At 49.5% G+C, this 21,111-nt stretch carries 16 protein-coding genes; 1 reads left to right on the top strand and 15 read right to left on the bottom strand.

Features of this window, described 5'->3' with window-relative positions; genetic code table 11:
- Positions 1-53: 53 nt before the first annotated feature.
- The 15 genes from pknB to ACAN55_RS13615 form a co-directional block, all read right to left on the bottom strand.
- Entirely contained in the window at positions 54-2,228 is a 2,175-nt protein-coding gene (gene pknB, locus ACAN55_RS13685; RefSeq protein WP_379133503.1) for a Stk1 family PASTA domain-containing Ser/Thr kinase, read from the bottom strand.
- Positions 2,225-3,001 carry a Stp1/IreP family PP2C-type Ser/Thr phosphatase gene (locus tag ACAN55_RS13680; protein ID WP_379133501.1) on the bottom strand — a complete coding sequence of 259 codons (777 nt, stop codon included), beginning with the start codon at positions 2,999-3,001 and terminating at the stop codon, positions 2,225-2,227. The genes pknB and ACAN55_RS13680 overlap by 4 nt, the downstream gene beginning before the upstream one ends.
- A 6-nt stretch (positions 3,002-3,007) precedes the next feature.
- Positions 3,008-4,048, bottom strand: coding sequence for a dual-specificity RNA methyltransferase RlmN (rlmN, locus tag ACAN55_RS13675; protein ID WP_379133499.1), 1,041 nt, complete (start codon positions 4,046-4,048; stop codon positions 3,008-3,010).
- Positions 4,049-4,197: 149 nt separating this feature from the next.
- On the bottom strand, positions 4,198-5,619 hold the full coding sequence (gene rsmB / locus ACAN55_RS13670; protein ID WP_379133497.1) for a 16S rRNA (cytosine(967)-C(5))-methyltransferase RsmB: 1,422 nt from the start codon (positions 5,617-5,619) through the stop codon (positions 4,198-4,200).
- The gene (gene fmt, locus ACAN55_RS13665; RefSeq protein WP_379133494.1) at positions 5,616-6,563 is read right to left on the bottom strand and encodes a methionyl-tRNA formyltransferase; all 948 of its coding nucleotides are present in this window, start codon (positions 6,561-6,563) and stop codon (positions 5,616-5,618) included. The genes rsmB and fmt overlap by 4 nt, the downstream gene beginning before the upstream one ends.
- Positions 6,564-6,568: 5 nt before the next feature.
- Complete coding sequence (def, locus tag ACAN55_RS13660; RefSeq protein ID WP_379133492.1) at positions 6,569-7,054, bottom strand: peptide deformylase; 486 nt, start codon at positions 7,052-7,054, stop codon at positions 6,569-6,571.
- 41 nt (positions 7,055-7,095) lie between these two features.
- Entirely contained in the window at positions 7,096-9,651 is a 2,556-nt protein-coding gene (gene priA / locus ACAN55_RS13655) for a primosomal protein N' (protein WP_379133489.1), read from the bottom strand.
- On the bottom strand, positions 9,651-10,871 hold the full coding sequence (coaBC, locus tag ACAN55_RS13650) for a bifunctional phosphopantothenoylcysteine decarboxylase/phosphopantothenate--cysteine ligase CoaBC (RefSeq protein ID WP_379133487.1): 1,221 nt from the start codon (positions 10,869-10,871) through the stop codon (positions 9,651-9,653). The genes priA and coaBC overlap by 1 nt, the downstream gene beginning before the upstream one ends.
- A gap of 270 nt (positions 10,872-11,141) precedes the next feature.
- Positions 11,142-11,342, bottom strand: a complete 201-nt coding sequence (rpoZ, locus tag ACAN55_RS13645; protein ID WP_379133484.1) for a DNA-directed RNA polymerase subunit omega — start codon at positions 11,340-11,342, stop codon at positions 11,142-11,144.
- 51 nt (positions 11,343-11,393) lie between these two features.
- Positions 11,394-11,963, bottom strand: coding sequence for a guanylate kinase (gene gmk, locus ACAN55_RS13640; RefSeq protein ID WP_379133481.1), 570 nt, complete (start codon positions 11,961-11,963; stop codon positions 11,394-11,396).
- 20 nt (positions 11,964-11,983) lie between these two features.
- Positions 11,984-12,244: an extracellular matrix/biofilm regulator RemA gene (remA, locus tag ACAN55_RS13635; protein ID WP_006209218.1), complete on the bottom strand. Its 261-nt coding sequence runs from the start codon at positions 12,242-12,244 to the stop codon at positions 11,984-11,986.
- A 51-nt stretch (positions 12,245-12,295) separates the two neighbouring features.
- Positions 12,296-13,189 carry a YicC/YloC family endoribonuclease gene (locus ACAN55_RS13630; protein ID WP_379133692.1) on the bottom strand — a complete coding sequence of 298 codons (894 nt, stop codon included), beginning with the start codon at positions 13,187-13,189 and terminating at the stop codon, positions 12,296-12,298.
- Positions 13,190-13,227: 38 nt separating this feature from the next.
- Complete coding sequence (locus ACAN55_RS13625) at positions 13,228-15,099, bottom strand: bifunctional homocysteine S-methyltransferase/methylenetetrahydrofolate reductase (RefSeq protein WP_379133477.1); 1,872 nt, start codon at positions 15,097-15,099, stop codon at positions 13,228-13,230.
- A gap of 171 nt (positions 15,100-15,270) precedes the next feature.
- Positions 15,271-16,107 (bottom strand): diaminopimelate epimerase, encoded by an 837-nt coding sequence (dapF, locus tag ACAN55_RS13620; RefSeq protein ID WP_379133474.1) that lies wholly within the window; start codon positions 16,105-16,107, stop codon positions 15,271-15,273.
- Positions 16,108-16,212: 105 nt separating this feature from the next.
- Positions 16,213-19,035 carry a calcium-translocating P-type ATPase, SERCA-type gene (locus ACAN55_RS13615; RefSeq protein WP_379133471.1) on the bottom strand — a complete coding sequence of 941 codons (2,823 nt, stop codon included), beginning with the start codon at positions 19,033-19,035 and terminating at the stop codon, positions 16,213-16,215.
- A 195-nt stretch (positions 19,036-19,230) separates the two neighbouring features.
- Between ACAN55_RS13615 and ACAN55_RS13610 the strand changes: the two genes are divergently transcribed.
- A complete protein-coding gene (locus ACAN55_RS13610) occupies positions 19,231-21,069 on the top strand; it encodes an Rqc2 family fibronectin-binding protein (protein ID WP_379133469.1) in 1,839 nt (612 codons plus the stop codon).
- The last annotated feature ends 42 nt before the right edge of the window (positions 21,070-21,111 follow it).

The following is a 21,111-nucleotide window of genomic DNA, read 5'->3' as shown; positions in this document are numbered from 1 at the left end:
CCCTAAGTTTGCTGATATTTCGGCACACATTATTGCCGTTTTGATGCTTGTAATTAGCTTTTGTCCTTTCCTTTGCCGTTCCCGTTACCGTTCCCGTTATTCAGCAGCCCAGTCTGACCTGCATCACCGTTACCACCGTTAACTGCCGGGTCTTCCGTCATGGAAGGATCCGTAGTCGGTTCCTCTGTTGCAGGCGGATCGGTAGGCTGAACGGTGGGCTCAGCCGTTGGTTCGCTGGTCACTTCTGGTATCGGCACAGTATTATTCTTGGCATCCATATAGGTAACTACATATGAGTCGAAGAAGGCGCCATCTCGGAACACGGTGACTACACCGTCTGTATTAGGCGCAAGCACCATATTCACGGATAATACTTGGGACTTCCCGATGGTGCGAGTTCCCCAATCCTGCTTCTCCCCGTTATTACGCGCATCCGCATATTCAATCCGGATCTTCGTCTTCTTGCCTTCCTTCACAGGCGCAACCGGCAGATTGAACGTATACTCCAAAGCTTCCGGCGGATAGCCGGTGCTCAAGTAAATCGTAATTTTTGAACCTGGAGCGACTGGCGTTCCTTTGTCGTAAGGCCATTGTTTGGTTACCTTGCCTTCTTCAACGGCGAAGCTGGAGTCTTCCTTGACATCTCCCAGCTCCAGTTTGTTCTCGGCCAGCTTCGCGATGGCTTCATCCTGAGTGAGACCTGTAAGGTCCGGCATATCCACACTCTCTTCGCCTTCGCTGACGAACAAAGTCACGGTAACCGTTTCAGGATCAAAGTCGCTATTCGGCAGCGGATCTTGAGTAATTATTTTACCGGCAGGAACTTCATCGCTGCTGCGGTTATCGGCAGTGATCCGGTTCTGCGGGATACCCAGAGCTATCAGTTTTTTAGTAGCCTCGTCCAGCGTCAATCCGGCGAAATCTTCCATTTTGGCCAACTGCTTAGCCATGCTCACGGAAAGAGTAATGCTTGACCCCTTCTTCGCAAGCGTACCCTCTGGTTTGCTTTGGTCAAACACAACGCCTTCAGGCACATTAGGTTTATATTCCTCGATCAGCGGATCTTCAATCGTAAGACCTACTTCATCCAGTTTAAGTTTGGCATCCTCAAGCGTCATATTGATCACCGAAGGTACCGTTACTTCCGGAACATCAAGCATAGATTTTACATATAAAACAACACTGAACATTGCAACCAGCAACAGCAGAGTAAGGCCAATCCACAAAGCCGGACGTCCCCATTTCTTCTTTCCCTTGACTACGGGCACATCCTCGTCGTTGCGCTGCATTTTGTCTATAGTCCCATTACGCGGACCGATACCCATTGGAACAGGTTTAATCGCAGGGATTACCCGCGTTTTATCTTCATCAAATTCATCATTGAAGTTGACTTTAGATTCCCTGCGCCGTTCCGGAAGCAGACATGTCTCCAGATCCTGCAGCATTTCTTTAGCCGAGTGATAGCGTTCCTCGGGGTTTTTACGCATAGAACGAAGAATCACATTTTCAACGCTTTGCGGGATTAAAGAATTGAGCTTTCTAGGTTCTTCGAAATCCTCCTGAAGATGTTTGAGCGCTACACTAATCGGACTTTCGCCCAGAAACGGCAGGCTACCAGTAAGCATCTGGTACAGAACAATCCCTAAGGAATAAAGATCGGATTTCTCTCCAGTGGATACGCCTTTAGCATGCTCCGGCGAGAAATAATGTACCGAACCAACGACTGATCCAGTTTGGGTGATCGTTGTCGAAGTAACTGCCCGGGCAATACCGAAGTCAGTTACCTTCACACGCCCGTTACGACCTATAAGTATGTTATGAGGCTTAATATCCCGGTGTATGATTTGGTTTTGATGTGCATGGTCGAGTGCGTCACAGATTTGGGAAGCGATGCGTACAGACTCGTCCACTTGAAGCGGAGCCCGCTCCTTGATGATCTCATTAAGATTCTTGCCTTCAATATATTCCATAACAATGTAGTGGATTTCATCTTCCTGTCCAACGTCATAGATACTAACAACGTTCGGGTGAGAAAGAGATGCTGCGGATTGCGCCTCGCGCCGGAATCTGCGAATGAATTCCTCATCATGCACAAACTGGCTGCGCAACACCTTGATCGCAACATTACGATTCAATAATATATCATGGGCCCGGTACACAAGTGCCATACCGCCCCCACCTATTCGTTCGATGACTTGGTAACGGCCGCCCAGTTCATGACCGATCATAAGTCCCACCCCTTTGCTTCAGGCTCAGAGGCCTCTTCTTGATGTTCTAACATAGCGACGCTGATATTGTCGCCGCCGCCGGCAAGCAAAGCCAGCTGAAGTAATCGGTCTGCTCTTTCCCCAAGCGTTATTTCATGAATCCCAGCAACTTTCCCCAAATGTTCTGTACTGACAAAGTTACTGAGCCCGTCGCTGCACAAAAGCAGTACTTCCCCATGATTCAGCGTAACGGGAATCAAATCCACTGAAATGCTGGAATCTGTTCCCAGAGCTCTGGTTAGCACATTGCGACGCGGGTGATTCTCAAGCTCCTCTTGGCTGATCTGGCCACTCTTGAACAGCTCATTGACCAGCGTATGGTCCTCGGTTAATTGGATAGCAACATCATTTTTCACGCGATATGCCCTACTGTCGCCAATATGACCTATGTATCCAGTCGAACCCTTCAGCAGCACAGCTACGACGGTAGTACCCATATTAAAGTACTTCTCGTCGCTGGCTGCCTCTTTATAGACAGTATCATTCGCTTCCAGAATTGCAGTGGACAGGATTTCTCCTAGCGCTTCATCTGAGATATCAGGTTGCAGGTTCTCAAGCTTGCGCTTGATGTAATTCAATGCGAGTTTGCTTGCAACATCACCTGCCTGATGTCCGCCCATCCCATCAGCGATAATGCCAAGTGTGTAACCATGGCGCGTCGCGCCGATCCAGACCGAATCTTCATTGACCGAGCGAACCCGGCCAATGTCGCTGGCATGAACTGTCCTGATCAATTACCCTCACCCCAACTCCATGTGTTTAGCGCGCAGTTGTCCGCACGCGGCTGCGATATCATGGCCTTGTTCACGGCGTATCGTAACATTTATGCCCTGATCAGCCAATATCCGTTGAAATTCAAAGATGTCTTTGCGGGAAGTTCTTACATACTTACGTTCCGGTACATGGTTGACAGGTATCAGATTTACATGGCACAGCATGGTCTTGAGCACACTAGCCAGCTCTGCTGCATGCTCTGGCTGGTCATTGACCCCACCGATCAAAGCATATTCAAAGCTAATACGGCGGCCGGTCTTAGCCTGATAATAACGCAGTGATTCAATAACGTCATCAAAAGGAAATCTGCGGTTAACAGGCATCAGCTTGGAACGTAGTGCGTCATTGGGTGCGTGAATTGAAATTGCCAGATTAATCTGTGTGTCTTCTTCAGCGAATTGATAAATGCTTGGTACGATGCCGCTTGTTGATACCGTAATATGGCGCTGCCCGATATTCAATCCCTTTTCGTGAATCATCAGACGAAGGAATCTCATCGTGGCATCATAGTTCTCAAACGGCTCACCTGTGCCCATAATGACTATGCTGCTGACACGTTCGCCGCGGGTATCCAGAATCTGCTGAGATTTAACAACTTGGGCTACAATCTCGCCAGCCGTCAAATCCCGTTTCAATCCTCCAAGTGTAGAGGCACAGAACGTGCAGCCAATCCGGCAGCCCACCTGTGTAGTAACACATACACTGTTACCATAGTTATGCTTCATGATGACCGTTTCGATAGCATGATCGTCATGCAGACCGAACAGAAACTTCACGGTACCATCCTTGGATTCGAATTTGGTTATTTCCTTCAAAGCAGAAATGGAGAATTGCTCTTTCAGCTTCTCGCGCAGAGATTTGGACAAGTTGCTCATCGCATCAAACTCGTCGACCCGCTTCACGTACAGCCAATCAAAAATCTGGCCACCCCGGAAAGCCGGTTCTCCGTTGTCTTTCGCCCACTGCTGCAGCTCTTCCAGTGAAAAATCATATATTAAAGGTTTCATAGTTATTTGCACCTGTTCTTTCTTAAGGATATGCTCATTATTTGTCATTCTTCCTATTTTAACATAAAAATCAGAGACGGTAAAAGAAACGCCCGCCGGAATCGCCCGGCGGGCGGAAAACATGATGTACATCTTGAGGTCTTTTGGCCTTATTGACGCCGCTGCAGACAGGCTATGAAGAATCCATCACTACCAAAGTGCTGAGGCAGAATTTGAATGCCTTCACCTTTTGCCAGAGCGACATCCTTTATTCGATCCCATAACGGCGTAGTGAATGTTACTGCTTCAAAATGGGGATTGTTTCTCAAGAAAGATGAAACTACCTCACTGTTTTCTGCCTGCTCTGTTGTACATGTACTGTATACCAGAATCCCGCCCGGCTTAAGCAACTCTGATATGGACTCAAGCAGTTGTTCCTGCAGGGCAGCAATCCCCGTAACATCTGCCGGAACCTTACGCCATTTCAAATCTGGCTTTCGGCGGATTACACCGAGACCCGTACATGGAGCATCCAGCAGAATACGGTCAAACGATGCTTTCTCTAAGGCATGACTAAGCTCGAGAGCATCACCGCTGCGGGTTACAATGCTATCCAATCCAAGCCGCTCCGCCTGATCAGAAATAAGCTTCGCTTTATGCTCATGCAAGTCATTGGCATAAATAACGCCTTCGTCCTTCATGATCTCGGCCATATGAGCGGTCTTGCCACCCGGAGCCGCACAGCAATCCAGAACACGCATACCGGATTCCGGTGCTACAGCCTCAGCAACCAGCATGGAACTTTCATCCTGAATGGACAGATAACCGTCTTTATACCATGAGGTGAGGGCCAGGTTACCGCCGCCCTTGATGATAATTCCAAACGGGCTGACATCTGAAGCTGACGCGTTTAACCCCTGTTCCAGCATCTCTTCAAGCAGTTTTTCCCGGCTAGTCATGGTTGTATTTACCCTTACACTCACTGCCGGAGGTTCATTATTGGCCGCACAAATCGCTTCCGCCACATTAGTTCCATATTCCGCGATCCAGCGCTCTACCATCCACCTCGGATGGGAATGCCTGAAGGCGATTCTGCTTACTTCTCCCATTTTCTCCGGAAACACCGGTTGTTCACCGGAACGCAGGACGCTGCGAAGGACACCGTTAACCATGCCGGATATCCCTTGGTGACCACGTTGTTTGGAGATATTCACCGCTTCGTGAACAGCTGCATGGGAAGGAATACGATCCAGATACATAATTTGATAGAGACTTAGCCGTAGCAGACTAAGCACCCAAGGTTGCAGCTTGGTCAATCCCTTACTTACGAACTGCTCCAGTACATAGTCCAGTGTATTTCTTCTGGAGATCGTTCCATAGACGAGTTCAGTAACAAGACCCGAATCCTCACGGCTAAGCCCGGATTTCTGGAGAGTGCTGTTAAGCAGCAGATTACTGTATGCGCCCTGGTCATCTACTCTCACTAGGATGTCGAGTGCGGCTTCCCTGGCAGTCAATGGTACAGACGGTTTGGCATTTGCTTTACCGCCTGTATTGTGTCCTGCACCTCTATGGCGACCTGCGCCGCTCATAATAGCACCGTTCCCGGTTTCATCGCTCCGCCACGGGCAAAATCACCGGCGCTCATGGCTTTTTTGCCCGCAGGCTGAACCGTAGTCAGAAGTATAACCCCGTCTCCGGTCTTCACTTCAATTCCGCGTTCACTTAGAGAAAGTACGGTTCCGGGTGTTGCTCCGTCATTCGTTGTTAAAGCATCTGTAGAAGATGGATTCTCAGCGGCCCAGATTTTGAAGGTTTCGTCATTCCAAAGGGTGAATACACCCGAGAAAGGTACCAATCCGCGTATCTGGTTGTAAATATTACGTGAGCCCTTAGACCAGTCGACCCGTTCGTCTTCACGCTTAAGGTTGGGTGCATACGTAGCTTCGTCCTCATTTTGCTTCGTGGCTGTAACTGGTCCTTCCATAAGCCTTGGCATTTCGGACTTTAGAAGATCTCTGCCTGCAAGGCTAAGCTTCTCAAAAATCGTACCCGCCGTGTCATCTTCAGCAATCGGAACCTCCACACGCGAAATCATATCACCCGTATCCAGACCTTCTGCCATATACATCAAGGTAACTCCTGTTACGGTCTCACCATTGATTACAGAACGCTGAATTGGCGCTCCTCCACGGTATTTCGGCAGCAAAGAGCCATGGACGTTAATACAGCCTCGTACCGGAAGATCCAGAACTGATTTCGGCAAAATTTGTCCGTATGCGGCAGTAACGATCATTTCTGGCTCATACGCTGCAAGTTCAGCTACCGCCTCCGGACGACGCAGCCGTTCGGGCTGCATCACCGGCAGACCCAGAGCTAAAGCTGCCTCCTTAACCGGGGTAGGTGTCAATGTCTTTTTTCTGCCCTGCGGCCGGTCAGGCTGGGTAACAACCGCAACGACATTATAACCTTCCTCGACGAGCATGTTCAAACTGGGTACCGCAAATTCGGGTGTTCCCATGAATACAATCTTCATCCTGTTCACCCCTCTGTTGCACCGTGATCCGGCTTCATCTCATATACTTTTTCGGCAATGTCCGTAAACAATACTCCATTAAGATGATCAATCTCATGCTGGAATGCTCTTGCCAGCAGGCCGCTGCCAGTGACTGTAATTTCATTTCCTTCCCGGTCAAGACCGCGAACGGTCACTGTCTCCGCCCGGCGAACGTCGCCGTTAATTCCGGGAATACTCAGGCAACCCTCAGGTCCGAATTGCTCACCTTCGGAACTAACAATTTCAGGATTGATCATTTTGATCAGGCCATGCTCTTCATCCGCATCCACTACGATCAGACGTTTTAGAATGCCGACCTGCGGCGCTGCCAGGCCCACTCCTTCGGCGTCATACATGGTATCCGCCATATCATCCAGCAGCTTCTGGACATTTGGAGTTACTTTCGTTACTTCCTTCGCTCTTTTGTGAAGAACCTCATCAGGCTCCAAAACTATCATTCTAATCGACATTCCGCCAACACCTTTCTTATCTAAGCATCGTTCTTTGTATTTTACATCATCATCTGCGGGTCTACATCAATACTGATCTGTAAGCCCGTATCCTTTGCGGAATCTTCCAACTCCTCAGCCACCTCGCGTACAAGACCTATCACATCAATGCCACCGCGCCATTTAATAATGCATTGAAATCTATATCTACCTTTTAACCGGGGCATAGGTGAAGCTACCGGCCCCAGAAGCTCCAGCACATCCGGAGCTGGCTGGTCCAAATCTCCGTACCATCCCCGTTGCCTGGACTTGCCTTGCAGGTTCAATGCATAGTTCTCCGAGAGCTTCAGCAGAACAGGCAACTGCTCATGGGAGAGTGTAACCAGAATGAACCGGCAATATGGCGGATAACTGAGCACCCTCCGGTGCTTCAGTTCTTCCCGCATAAATGAAATATAATCATGACTGCTCGCATGCACAATCGAATAATGCTCCGGCGTGTACGACTGAACGACGACTTCGCCGGGAAGTTGATGCCTCCCTGCACGTCCGGCAACTTGCGTAAGCAGCTGGAAGGTTTTCTCAGCGGCCCGGAAATCAGGTAAATTCAGCGCAGAATCCGCTGTAATTACCCCAACCAGGGTAACGTCAGGGAAATCCAGACCTTTGGCAACCATTTGAGTTCCAAGCAGTACATCCGCCTTCTTATCCCTAAACTCCCCCAGCAGTTTCTCATGCGAGCCTTTCTCCGTGGTCGTGTCTACATCCATCCGGATGACGCGAATTCCGGGGAATAGCTTCCCCAGTTCCTCTTCCACCCGCTGTGTCCCTGTACCAAAGAATCGGATGTGCTCGCTTCCACACTCCGGGCATTCCTTGGGTGCAGGCTCTGCATGACCACAATAATGACAACGCAGATTATCGCTCCGGCTGTGATAGGTTAAAGAAATATCACATTCCGGACATCCTGCAACATAACCGCAGCTACGGCACATGACAAATGTCGAGAAGCCCCGCCGGTTCAGCAGCAGCACCGTCTGCTCACCCTTTGCCAACCGTTCAGACAATGCCGAATGCAGATCACGGCTGAACATGGACCGGTTGCCCGCTTTCAATTCCTCACGCATATCTACTACCTTCACTTTGGGCAACTCGTTTCCAAGCGCACGGCTTGGCATTTCCAGAAGCACCGGAGCGAAATTCATGTCTTTCCGGGCCCCTGCAGCATAATAGCTTTCCAGTGACGGAGTCGCAGAACCCAATATCACGACGGCATCCCCTTGCTGAGCGCGACGGACCGCAACATCACGGGCATGATACTTAGGATTCTCTTCCTGTTTATATGAAGATTCATGCTCCTCATCCATAATAATGAGACCGAGGTTTGCGAAGGGGGCAAAGATTGCTGAACGTGCACCTACAGCAACCGAGGCTTTACCTTCCCTGATTTTACGCCATTCATCATATCTTTCACCTGCTGACAACCGGCTGTGCATCACTGCTACTCCGCTGCCAAACCGCCCTTTGAAGCGCTCCACCATTTGCGGTGTAAGTGATATTTCCGGCACCAAAACAACCGCCTGGCGTCCCAGATTCAGACATCGCCGGATGCACTGTAGATAGATTTCCGTCTTCCCGCTGCCGGTTACACCATGGAGCAGAAATACCTCGTGTTTCTGCTCATCCACAGATTCTGATATCCGCTGATACACCGAGGATTGTTCTGCTGTCAGTGGAAGAGGATCACTAGGCTTGAAATTGCGTCCCTGGTAGGGGTCGCGGTACACCTCAATTTCGGTGATTTCAATAAAACCTTTTTCCTCAAGACTTTTGACCGTGCCTGCTGTTACTTGCAGAAGCGATAATACTTCTTTGAGTGGCAGCGGCAGCATCGCCTCCATTTCAATGAGGAAAGACAGCACTTCCTTCTGGCGCGCGGATCTGGCCGGAAAGCTTCTAAGCGCCTCCCGTGCCGAATCCGTACCTATAGACAAATTGACGGCTTTCATTTTCTTTTTACCCATTTTGTCCTTGATGGACTGGATTTCGATCAACACACCCCGCCGGAGCATAAATTTCACTGTCTCTGCAGCCCCCGGGAATGCACGGGTCAGTTCCTTCATCGTGACCTGTCCATTACGTGAGACGAAGTCTGAAATCGCCCGTTCTTCTCTCCCATTATCAGGGAACATGGGGAATAGCTCTTCATCCAGAAAGACCGGTTCTCCGCTATATCCAAATGCCGGTTCACGTTCAGGTTCGCCAAGTGTAATATATCGTTCAGCTTTACCTTTCAAAGCAGTCGGCAGCATAGCCTGCAATGCAGAAATCTTCCGACAGGCGTACCTGTGGCTCGTCCAATCCGCAAGCTCCACAAGCTCAGGGGATAAAGGCGGAATTAAATCCAGTACTTCCTGAATGGGTTTGAGATTGGTAGCAGCGAAGACATCCCCAGACTCCAGCGAGATGACGAATCCCTGTACAGTCCGGTGGCCAAAGGGAACCGCTACCCGGCTGCCGACTTCAATCCATACACGAAGTGATTCAGGAATCAAGTAATCAAAGGGCCGGTCTGTACTGCGTACAGGAACATCTACGATCACCTTGGCAATTTCCATTAGACGCCTACTCCTGCAAGCCGTCCGGCAGCCAATGTCAGAATTTGCTCCGCCACTTCATCCTTGGACAGCTGCGGTAAGCTGAGCACCAATCCGTCACGGTCATAGATGGAGACGATATTCGTGTCCACTCCAAACCCTGCACCCGGCATACTTACGTCATTGGCTACTATTAAATCACAGTTCTTACGAACCAGCTTATCACGTGCGAAGGCTTCTGCATTGTCAGTCTCCGCTGCAAAGCCGATCAGAAACTGCGAGGTTTTGCTTTTTCCAAGTGTTTCCAGAATATCTGTCGTTTTCACTAACTCAAGCGACATCTGTTCTCCGCTTTTTTTGATTTTGGATTGCATACGTTCCTTAGGCCGGTAATCGGATACGGCAGCCGCCTTGACCAGAATGTCACAATCCTCCCAAAGCGAGGTTACTGCTTCAAGCATATCCTGTGCGGATTCTACACGAATCAGTGGAATATTCTGTGGTGGCTTCTCTTCCGTTCTTGCGGCCACCAATGTCACTTCTGCCCCCAAATCCCGGGCAGCACGTGCCAGTGCGAATCCCATTTTACCGGAGGAATCATTGGAAATATAGCGAACCGGATCAATCCGCTCTACCGTACCTCCTGCTGTAATGACTACTTTTTTACCCGTTAAAGGTCCAGCACTCATGCTTTCGCGAAGCTTAAAAAATTTCTCGATGCAGCTCACTATAGCTTCCGGTTCCTCAAGGCGTCCCTTTCCGATATAACCGCAGGCCAATAGCCCTTCACCCGGTTCAATGAAGTGCACCCCGCGATCAGCCAGAATATTCATATTATGAATAACTGCAGGATGCTGATACATATGCACATTCATCGCTGGCGCTACCATCACCGGGGCCGTTGCAGCTAGCAATGTCGTCGAAAGCATGTCATCCGCGATTCCATGTGCCATTTTGGCAATGATATTCGCAGTAGCCGGAGCGACAAGTACCAGATCGGCAGAATCAGCCAAATCAATATGTGAGATGGAGGACGGATCACGTTCCTGGAACGTATCGCTGTATACCCGCTGCTTTGATAAGGATTGAAGCGTAAGTTCTGTGATGAACTCTTTTGCCGAAGCGGTCATAATCACATGTACCTTCGCACCTTTTTGCACAAGTTTACTGGTCAGGGCCGCCGCCTTGTAAGCAGCGATACCTCCAGTAATACCCAGTACAATTGTTTTATCCTTCAACATGGTTATCCCCCCTAATCAAGAAGAAACTTTTTCAAGATAAAAATACAAGAATACAGTAAAGTGTGAACCCTATACTTTCTTGTATTTTAAAAAAATAACAACCTTCCGGTTGTCAGGAACAGCCCGGTCCGGGCTATCAAATTCATTTAGTGTCTTAAAACCTCAAGAAGAAACGGCATCACCGTCAAAGGGAAATTGACGATGAGCGTTCCCGGTTGTTTCTAGGTATATAGATGGCTTGTTATTCCAGTAAAAGCAGCTCTCGGAAGACTACTCTTCGCCCTTGGTAACCAACAATCTATCTTCATAAATTTCTTCAAGGGCAACCCCAACCTGTTTGTGGGATCTTGGATTCTTAATATCCGTCTTTCCGCCTTCGCGCAGTTCTCTTGCCCGGCGGGATGCAGCTACTACCAGGGAATACTTGCTGTCTACCTTAGTCATCATTTCATCGATTGATGGATATAACATGGGACACCTCTTCATAGTTTATTGTGACTGATTCAGCAAAAGTACCTGGGGTCACCTGATCTTACAATGTTCGGCCATAATAATGCTCTCTATCCGCTTACACGCCAGATCAATTTCATCATTAACCACAGCATAATCGTAATGTCTCATCAGATTAATCTCATCTTCAGCCACAGACATGCGATGATCTATAATATCCGGATGCTCTGTTCCACGACCCCTAATACGGTCCTTAAGCTCATCCATAGATGGAGGAAGCAGGAACACAAAAATGCCCTCAGGAAATTTCTCCTTCACCTTGAGCGCACCTTGTACCTCGATTTCAAGAATGATGTCTTTTCCGCTATTCAGCGTCTGCTCAACAAAATCCCGGGGAGTGCCATAAAAATTGCCTACGTACTCCGCGTATTCAAGAAGCTGGTCACTTTCGATCATTTCAGCGAATTGCTCCCGGCTTTTGAAGAAGTAATTAACTCCATCTTGTTCCCCTGCCCGGGGACTGCGGGTAGTCGCTGAAACCGAATATACAAGTTTAGGCATTTTCGGCCGCAATGCTGTGCAGACCGTGCCTTTGCCGACACCGGAAGGGCCGGATAACACAATTAGTAATCCTTTTGACATAATACACTCCAATGTAGTTGTTATTCGTCGTTATCGTCGTCTTTGCTGGACAAGCGGTGTGCCACAGTTTCCGGCTGTACAGCCGATAAAATGACATGATCACTGTCCGTGATGATAACTGCACGGGTCCGGCGTCCATAAGTTGCATCAATCAGCATGTGCCGGTCTCTTGCTTCCTGAATAATACGCTTAATCGGCGCAGATTCCGGGCTGACGATGGAAATAATACGGTTAGCCGAGACAATATTTCCAAAGCCGATATTGATAAGTTTAATTGCCATGTTCCGGTGTTCCCCCTAAAAGTTACAGCTTGTCTTTATTATAGGTCCCCATTATTCTAAATTCGCCGCTTGCTCACGAATCTTCTCGAGCTCGGCTTTTATTTCAAGAGCATGGTTGACCAAAGTCAAATGGTTGCACTTGGAGCCTATGGTGTTCGTCTCCCTGTTCATCTCCTGAATGAGAAAATCCAGCTTGCGCCCCACAGAATCTTCCCCGTTCAGCAGTTCTCTGCACTGCCCGATGTGACTATCCAGACGGATCAATTCTTCATCGATGTTGCAGCGGTCAGCGAACAAGGCAATTTCCATTCCGAATTTATGCTCGTCAAAAGGAAATATACCGTCACTCAATTCATTTAGGCGCTGGCGGAGCTTATCACGGTAATCATTCACGACATTACCCGACAATTCCGTCATCTTGTGGTGAAGCTCCTGCAGCTTATCCAGCCGCTGAACCAAGTCATCGCTAAGGAAACGTCCTTCCCTTGCTCTCATCTCCAATAGAGACATCAAGGATTGTTCCAGGCCCTGCTGCAGTGCATCCGGCAAAAGCTGGATATTAACAGGCTCCGGAACGGAATCCGTATCTTCCTCCATTACACCAGGTAAGCACAGAATTTCACTGAGGCTTAGCTCTCCGGCAACACCGAATTCTCTCTTCAGTACATCTGCAGCATTAAGGTATGCTTTGACCACAGGGATATTCAGAGTGCGGCCCGAAGCCGTCTCTTCAACGGGCTCCTTGCTCACAGTGACATCCACTCGGCCGCGTTTAATGTAATGCTGAACCCTTCTACGCAGCAAATCTTCGTAGGAAGCCCATTCCCTTGGCACACGCAGCACGACTTCACTGTACCGGTGATTGACCGATTTAACTTCAAACATTACTTTGTAACCGTCAAAATTAAGGGACGATTGACCGTATCCGGTCATGCTAAATGACATCGGCATCACATCCATTATACTATTGTAATTGATAACTCCTAGCGAAACAAGGGGGACAATTTGCGCCCGGACTTCTCCCAGACATATTCAAGAAGCTGTGCACTCATATCATAGAACATAAAAGGAGTCATTAAATAGATCCCGTTAAAGTGCTCAAGAGCCGCATCCAGCAGTTCTTTTGCAATCGCTACACCCTCTGCACGCCCGGCTTCACCTTCCAGACCTTTCATCCGCAGAAGCACTTCCTCAGAGAGCTGAATACCTGGAACTTCATTATGCAGATACTCGGCATTACGCCCGCTTGCCAGCGGCATGACACCGATAAACACCGGAACATCCAGATGCTTGGTAGCTGCAGCAATTTTTGCGATCAACTCCCGGTCATATACAGGCTGGGTCATAATATAATCCGCACCGGAAGCGATCTTCTTCTCCAGTCGCTGGACAGCCTTGTCCAGATGTTTAACATTGGGATTAAAAGCAGCTCCAATGACAAAGTTCGCTTTCTGCTTCAGTGGTTTACCTGAAAAGGCTACACCGTCATTGAGCTGCTTGATCATCCGTATGATCTCAAATGAGGTCAGATCATAAACCGAGCTGGAGCCAGGCAAATCACCAAACCGGGCAGGGTCCCCAGTAACCGCCAGCACATGATCGATGCCCAGTGCATCGAAGCCCATCAAATGCGATTGTGTTCCGATCAGATTGCGGTCACGGCAGGCGATATGCACGAGAGGACGAAGTCCGGTCTTCGCCTGAACCAGATGTCCCAGGGCCATGTTGCTCATCCGGGTGACAGCCAACGAGTTGTCCGCAAGTGTTAAAGCATCTGCACCGGCCCGGCGAAGCGCCTCGGCACCTCTCATAAACTTCTCAATATCCAAGTCACGGGGAGGGTCAAGCTCCACGATTACCGTATGGCGTTCCTTGACCAGATCAACCAGTGTCGGCTCTTTGTTATCATCGCCCTGGTCAGCACCCAAATGCTCCTGTACCTGGAAACGCTCCGTGCTGCGTGTTGCAGGAACTGGAAGAGGCTGTGGAATATAGCCTTCAAGCGCCGCTGAAATCTCAGCAATATGCTGCGGCGTTGTTCCACAGCATCCGCCAATAATCCGGCTGCCCATATCCGCAAACGTCAGCGCCATCTGCCCAAAGTACTCAGGCGTAGCACCGTACCGGTATTGGCCGTCCACGTAATCAGCTACACCTGCATTTGGATAGACCGATACCGGAAGTACCAGGTTGCCCTGCAAATGCTTCAAGGCCCGTTTAATCCCGATAGGACCTGTCCGGCAGTTGAAGCCGATAATATCAGCACCGTCATCCTCCAGAATGCGGAAGGCTTCAGGTAGGGTCAGACCATCTAGCGTCATTGCCGATTCATCAACCGCGAACTGGCAGATCACCGGAAGCTGACTGTGCATCCGGACGGTCCGCAAAGCCAGATGCAGCTCTTCCACATCATAGAAAGTTTCCAGCATAATGCCGTCCACTTCTTCTTCAAGAAGTGATGTTATTTGCTGGTTGAAATATTTTTTTAGCTCCGAGGATGAAAGATTGGCTCTCTTTCCTGCGCGGATGGCTCCGACAGCCCCAACCACATAACCCTCCGTACCGGCGGCTTTGCGTGCAATCCGGACCCCCGCCCGGTTAATTTCGTCCACTTTGCCTTCCAATCCGTATTTGGACAGCCTGTCATAATTCGCCGAGAATGTATTACTTTCAAGCAATACAGCTCCGGCTTTAATATAGCTGCGATGGACATCTTCAATGACCTCAGGAGAAGTCAGATTCAATTCTTCATAAGAGATACCGACCGGAAACCCTTTTTGATACAAGTAAGTTCCCATTGCCCCATCTCCGACAAGCACAGTATTTCCCCAAGCAGTCCGCAAATCGGGCTTCATCGGAAACCCTCCCCTGTCATTAGTTTCATACTAATGTAACATAAATCGGGAGGATTGATAAGCTTTAGCCTACCGCCACAAATCTATTCTATGAAATAAAAAAACAGCAAGCCCCCTCATCGGGACTTGCTGCTCAAATTTAATCGCTAAAAATATATTTACGCTATGAAGTTAAATCTGTACCGTTCCTGTATATACAATCTCAGCCGGACCTGTCATGTATACATGATTATCCTCTTCACTCCATTCAATGAACAGATCTCCGCCTTTCAGGCTAATCCAAGCCGAACGGTCGGTAAGTCCGTTAAGTACAGAAGACACCAGTGTAGCACATGCTCCGGTTCCGCAAGCGAGCGTCGGTCCGGCTCCACGTTCCCATACTCGCATATCCACATGTCCACGGTCGAGCACGGTAGCAAACTCCACATTCACTTTTCTCGGGAAAAGTGGATGCACTTCGAGCTTGGGACCCCAGGCTGCAAGATCGAAGGATACGGCATCCTCTACATAAATAACGCAGTGCGGATTCCCCATCGACACGGCTGTGAATTTGAATTCTTGCCCGTCCGCTTCAATCGGCTGATCCAGTACCGGCTCAGCATCGATGGCTACCGGAATTTGAGCACCTGATAAGATCGGTTCGCCCATATCAACGGTCACAGTCTCCACTATGCCGTCTTTTACTTTCAGGGTAACCTTCTGTTCACCTGCACCGATTGTCTCTATGACAATTTGCTCCGAACTTACCAGACCCCGGTCATATACATATTTCGATACACAGCGGATGGCGTTGCCGCATTGCTCCGCTTCGGAGCCATCCGAGTTCATAATGCGCATCATATAGTCGCCACGCTCTGAGGGCAAGATATATACTAGACCGTCCGCGCCGATTCCGAAGAACCGGTTGCACAAGGAGATAGCCAGTTCAGAAGCGTTGCTTGGAAGCTGCTGCTCACCGTAGACGATGATGAAATCATTGCCCAGGCCATGCATTTTTGTAAATTCCATTGGAATGTCACTCCTTAAGTTTCTTTGCTGCGTAACCTGTTTCGCTAGGATACAGGCTGTAACTGCAATCAGCATACCTCAAGGAGTGCACCAAAGCTATTGATTTTATGCTGAAAATTTTGTACTTTTTATCATCGGCCGGTTCCCGCTGCGGCTGCGGTTCCGTCTTCCGCTCCAGACACTACCTGCCCCCATGACAAAAGTAGGTATACCTGCCGTCACGAACACAAGGCACCACTCCCGGAAGCTAAGCGGCACAGTCTTAAATACCGGCTGCAGCACAGGCAGGTACATTACCACTAACATCAAGAGCACAGAAGACAATACGGCGAGAACAAGATATTTGTTCTGGAACGGATTGCGGTGAAACACGGAACGGGAACTGCGGCAGTCAAATACATGAATCAGCTGTGCCATAACCAAAGTGGCAAAAGCGACGGATTGAGCCCGAATCAGCTGTTCCGGTTGATCCGGTGCTACACGAAGTGTCAGCCAGAAGGCTGTCAGGGTACATAAGCCGATCAGCAGGCCGCGGCTGATGATTTTCCAGCCCAGCCGGCGGGCAAAGATATTCTCTTTGGCACCGCGTGGCTTATGCTCCATCAGGTCCTTCTCCGGCTGGTCTACCCCGAGCGCCATGGCCGGGAGACCGTCAGTCACGAGATTGACCCACAGGATTTGAATCGGTACGAGCGGAAGCGGAAGGCCAAGCATCATCGCAAAGAACATCGTCAGTATTTCGCCGACATTTGAGGCCAGTAGGTACCGGATGAATTTGCGGATATTCTCGTAAATGTTTCTACCTTCTTCAATCGCAGCTACAATAGTAGAGAAATTATCATCTCCAAGAACCAGCGCCGATGCTTCCTTGGTTACATCCGTGCCGGTAATACCCATGGATATCCCGATATCCGCCGCTTTAATGGCCGGAGCATCATTTACACCATCACCTGTCATTGCCACCACATGGCCGTGACGTTGCAGAGATTTCACAATACGCAGCTTATGTTCCGGTGATACCCGTGCATATACATATACATTGTCAGACACTTTGTCCAGCTCCGTATCAGACATGCGCGTGATCTGGCTTCCTGTTAATACTGTTCCTCCGCGCTGCAGAATACCGAGCTGATGGGCTATTGCTTCTGCGGTTGTACCGTGGTCCCCGGTAATCATCACAGTCTTGATGCCTGCGCGCCGGGTAACACTGATCGCATCCCGGACTTCACGGCGCGGAGGATCAATCATACCGGCCAACCCGACGAAGATTAATTGATGTTCCGCCTCTTTCTCACTGGAAGCAGATTCGTTGGGCCGGAGTTCGCGGTAAGCCATGCCAAGCACACGCAGCGCTCCGGAAGCCATGGCTTCATTCGCTTCAAGCACCTTTTGACGGAGTGTAGGCGTACATGGAACAACTCCACCTTCCCAAAGCATATACGAACAGCGTCCTAAGAGCTCGTCGGGAGCACCTTTGGTGCATACCATCCGTCCTCCGGGATGACTGACCAGAACAGACATGAGCTTACGCTCTGAGTCAAATGGGAACTCCTGCTCTCTGGAAAAGGTCACAGCGAGCGTCTGAGCAGTCAGACCCATTTTGGCAGACAGTGCAATGAGTGCTCCTTCTGTTGGATCTCCTTTCAGTTCCCAGACTGCATCATTCTTATCCTGATCCTTGAGTGTGCCACTACCTTTCCCCTTAACCTTCCGTTTTCCGCCAGACTCCGCAGGGAGCGTCTCCTGGATTTCTGCATTGTTGCATAAAGCCCCGATCTGCAAGAGACGCCGCAAGCTCTGGTCATGTTTCAGCTCCACTGGCTTGCCTTTGTCCAGAACATGACCTACAGGAGCATACCCCTGCCCAGTAACTTCAAGAGCGCGGCCACCGGTCCAGACACGGGTCACCGTCATTTTATTCTGTGTTAATGTGCCTGTCTTGTCGGAGCAAATGACCGAAGCACAGCCTAGTGTCTCCACGGAGGGGAGCTTGCGGACAATTGCCTTACGTTTAATCATCCGCTGGACACCAAGTGCAAGGGCAATCGTTACAATGGCCGGCAGACCTTCAGGAATCGCAGCTACCGCAAGGCTGACACCCGCCAGGAACATCGCTGGCGCAGGTTGACCATGCAAAATCCCGGCTAATACAACTACAATAGTTAATCCCAGTGAAACATAGATCAAAATTTTACCCAACTGCTCCAGGCGGTGCTGCAACGGAGTTTCCTGCGCATCGGTGTTCTGGATCAGATCGGCGATCTTGCCCATCTCTGTGTCCATTCCAGTACGGACGACCATAGCTTTACCCGTACCTCTCGTAACCATCGTACCCATAAAGCCTATGTTCTTCATATCCCCAAGGGCAACCTCACTAGCCTGAATCGGGTTAGCATGCTTGGCGACCGGCAATGACTCACCAGTTAATGCTGATTCCTCTGCATATAGCGAGCTGCACTCCAGCCACCGTATATCTGCCGGAATTCGGTCACCGCTCTCGAGCAATATAATATCTCCCGGCAGCAGCATTTTGGCTGGTATAATCATGCTTTTGCCATGACGAAGGACCTTTGCAGTAGGAGCAGACAGCTGCTTCAAAGCCCGTAGAGAACGTTCCGCACGGAATTCCTGCACAAATCCGAGCACTCCGTTGAGTACAATAATTACGATTATCGTGACAGCATCCAGATATTCGCCCAGCAGCCCTGAGACAAGCGTTGCTCCCATCAGCACCAGCACCATAAAATCCTTAAACTGGTTGAGCAGCAGTGTAAGCGGGGACACCTTCTTTCCTTCCGACAGCTCATTCAGCCCGAATTTGACGCGTCTTTCCACAGCTTCCTCTTCGCTCAGGCCCGCCATCGGATCAACAGCTAATATCCTTTGCAGCTCATCTGCACCGAGCTGGTGCCAACTGTTTTGTTCCATATCCTTTCGATCCCCTCCCGGTCATATCTTGCCTTCCTGCGGCGCACAGCTTTTCCACCTGTTTAAGACAAAGTGTATTCGGGGTCGTCCTGAAATATCACCCTGTCCGCCTCGGTCCTTTTGGACGAAAGAAGGAAAGTATGGCATCATAGGGAAAGAACGAAATTTATATTATCGCGACAGGAGAACTTTAATATGGCACTCGACGGAATCGTAACCCGCTCCATCGTGCATGAGCTTCAGTCATGCGTAGGGGCGCGGATCGGAAAAATATATCAACCCAGCGAACATGATCTCATCTTCATTCTGCGGGGCGGCAGTGCAGGTAAGCTGGTACTCTCCGCGAATCCAACATACCCGCGTATACACTTCACTGATCGAAATACGATCAATCCTCCAGAAGCTCCAATGTTCTGCATGCTGATGCGCAAGCATTGTGAAGGCGGGGTTATCGAGAGCATTTCACAAGTAGGTATGGAGCGGATCATACATATTAACATCAAATCCCGGGACGAGCTCGGGGATGTATCCGCCAAAAAGATCATCATTGAGCTGATGGGCCGTCACAGTAATATTATTCTGTCTGAACTGGACTCCGGCACCATCGTTGATGGTATCCATCATGTCACACCATCCATTAGCAGCTATCGGATCGTGATGCCCGGCTTCTCCTACACAGAACCGCCGCAGCAACACAAGCATAATCCGCTCGAAATTAGCAGAGATCATTTTATAAGTCTTGTTGCCTCAGCCGAAGAAGCTGCTTCTGCAGCAACTACTCCAGAAACAGAAGCTGAGGAGGATGGGATTGAAGAAAAAACACCTGTACCTTCGCCTTCCGGTGATCCGGTGCAATGGCTGGTGTACTCCTTTAGCGGCCTAAGTCCTCTCGTAGCGGGAGAAATGGCGAGTCGAGTTACTAACAGCACCAGCGAAAATGATACAGCGAATTCAGAGACAGCATACGCGGCAGCACTATGGAATGCTTTCAATTCCGTTATGGAACCCGTTCGCCGGAATGAGTTCTCGCCGGTATCTGGGGCAAATGCCAAAGGCAAGCTGATATTCTCAGCAGTTCCTCTGACACTGCTTAAAGACAATGTGAAGCATTATGATTCCATCAGTCTGTGTATGGAGGATTATTACGGAGATAAAGCCGAGCGGGATACCGTGAAGCAGCGGGTCAGTGACCTGATCCGGTTCATCAGCAATGAGCGAAGCAAGAACATTAAGAAGCTCACCAAGCTGCAGGAGGATCTGGAAGAAGCCGGTGAAGCAGATCGTTACCGGATCTGGGGAGAGCTGCTGTTCGCTTCACTGCATGCCGTTTCCAAAGGGGATAAGGAGGCCGTTCTCGTCAACTATTATGATGAGAATCAAGGGGACATTACAATTCCGCTTGATCCGCTGTTGCAGCCCTCAGACAACGCTCAGCGATATTTCAAGAAGTACAACAAATACAAGAATAGTCTCCTAGTCATTGATGAGCAGCTGATCAAGACACATGAAGAAATTGCCTATATGGATGGACTGCTCCAGCAACTTGCCCATGCTTCCCTGAATGATATCGAGGAGATTCGCGACGAGCTGGTGGGTCAGGGATACCTTCGTGACCGGAACAAAAAAGGCAAGAAGAAAAAGAAGGCGACACGACCTACCTTGCAGGTCTTCACCTCCACTGAAGGCATCGATATCTATGTAGGTAAAAACAATCTTCAGAACGAGTATGTCACCAACAAGCTGGCTTCCCCAAATGATACATGGCTGCACACCAAAGACATCCCCGGCTCGCATGTCGTTATCCGCAGCGATCAGTTTGGAGACACCACGTTGGAGGAGGCTGCCCAGCTTGCCGCTTATTTCAGCCAGGCTAAGCAATCGAGCAGCGTCCCCGTAGATACTACCCTGATCCGCCACGTCCGCAAACCTAGCGGATCAAAACCGGGTTTTGTCATCTATGATCACCAGAAGACTTTGTTTGTCACCCCGGATGAAGAGATGATTAAACGTCTGCCGAGCGTACTCAAAAGTTAAATGACGTAAATAGATGAAACACAACGAAAGCCTCCGCATCAG

Source organism: Paenibacillus oryziterrae (assembly GCF_042610485.1).
In the GTDB taxonomy this organism is placed as follows: Bacteria; Bacillota; Bacilli; order Paenibacillales; family Paenibacillaceae; genus Paenibacillus_AQ.
Note: the sequence above shows the minus strand (reverse complement) of the source record. Positions and strands in the feature narration are given on the sequence as shown.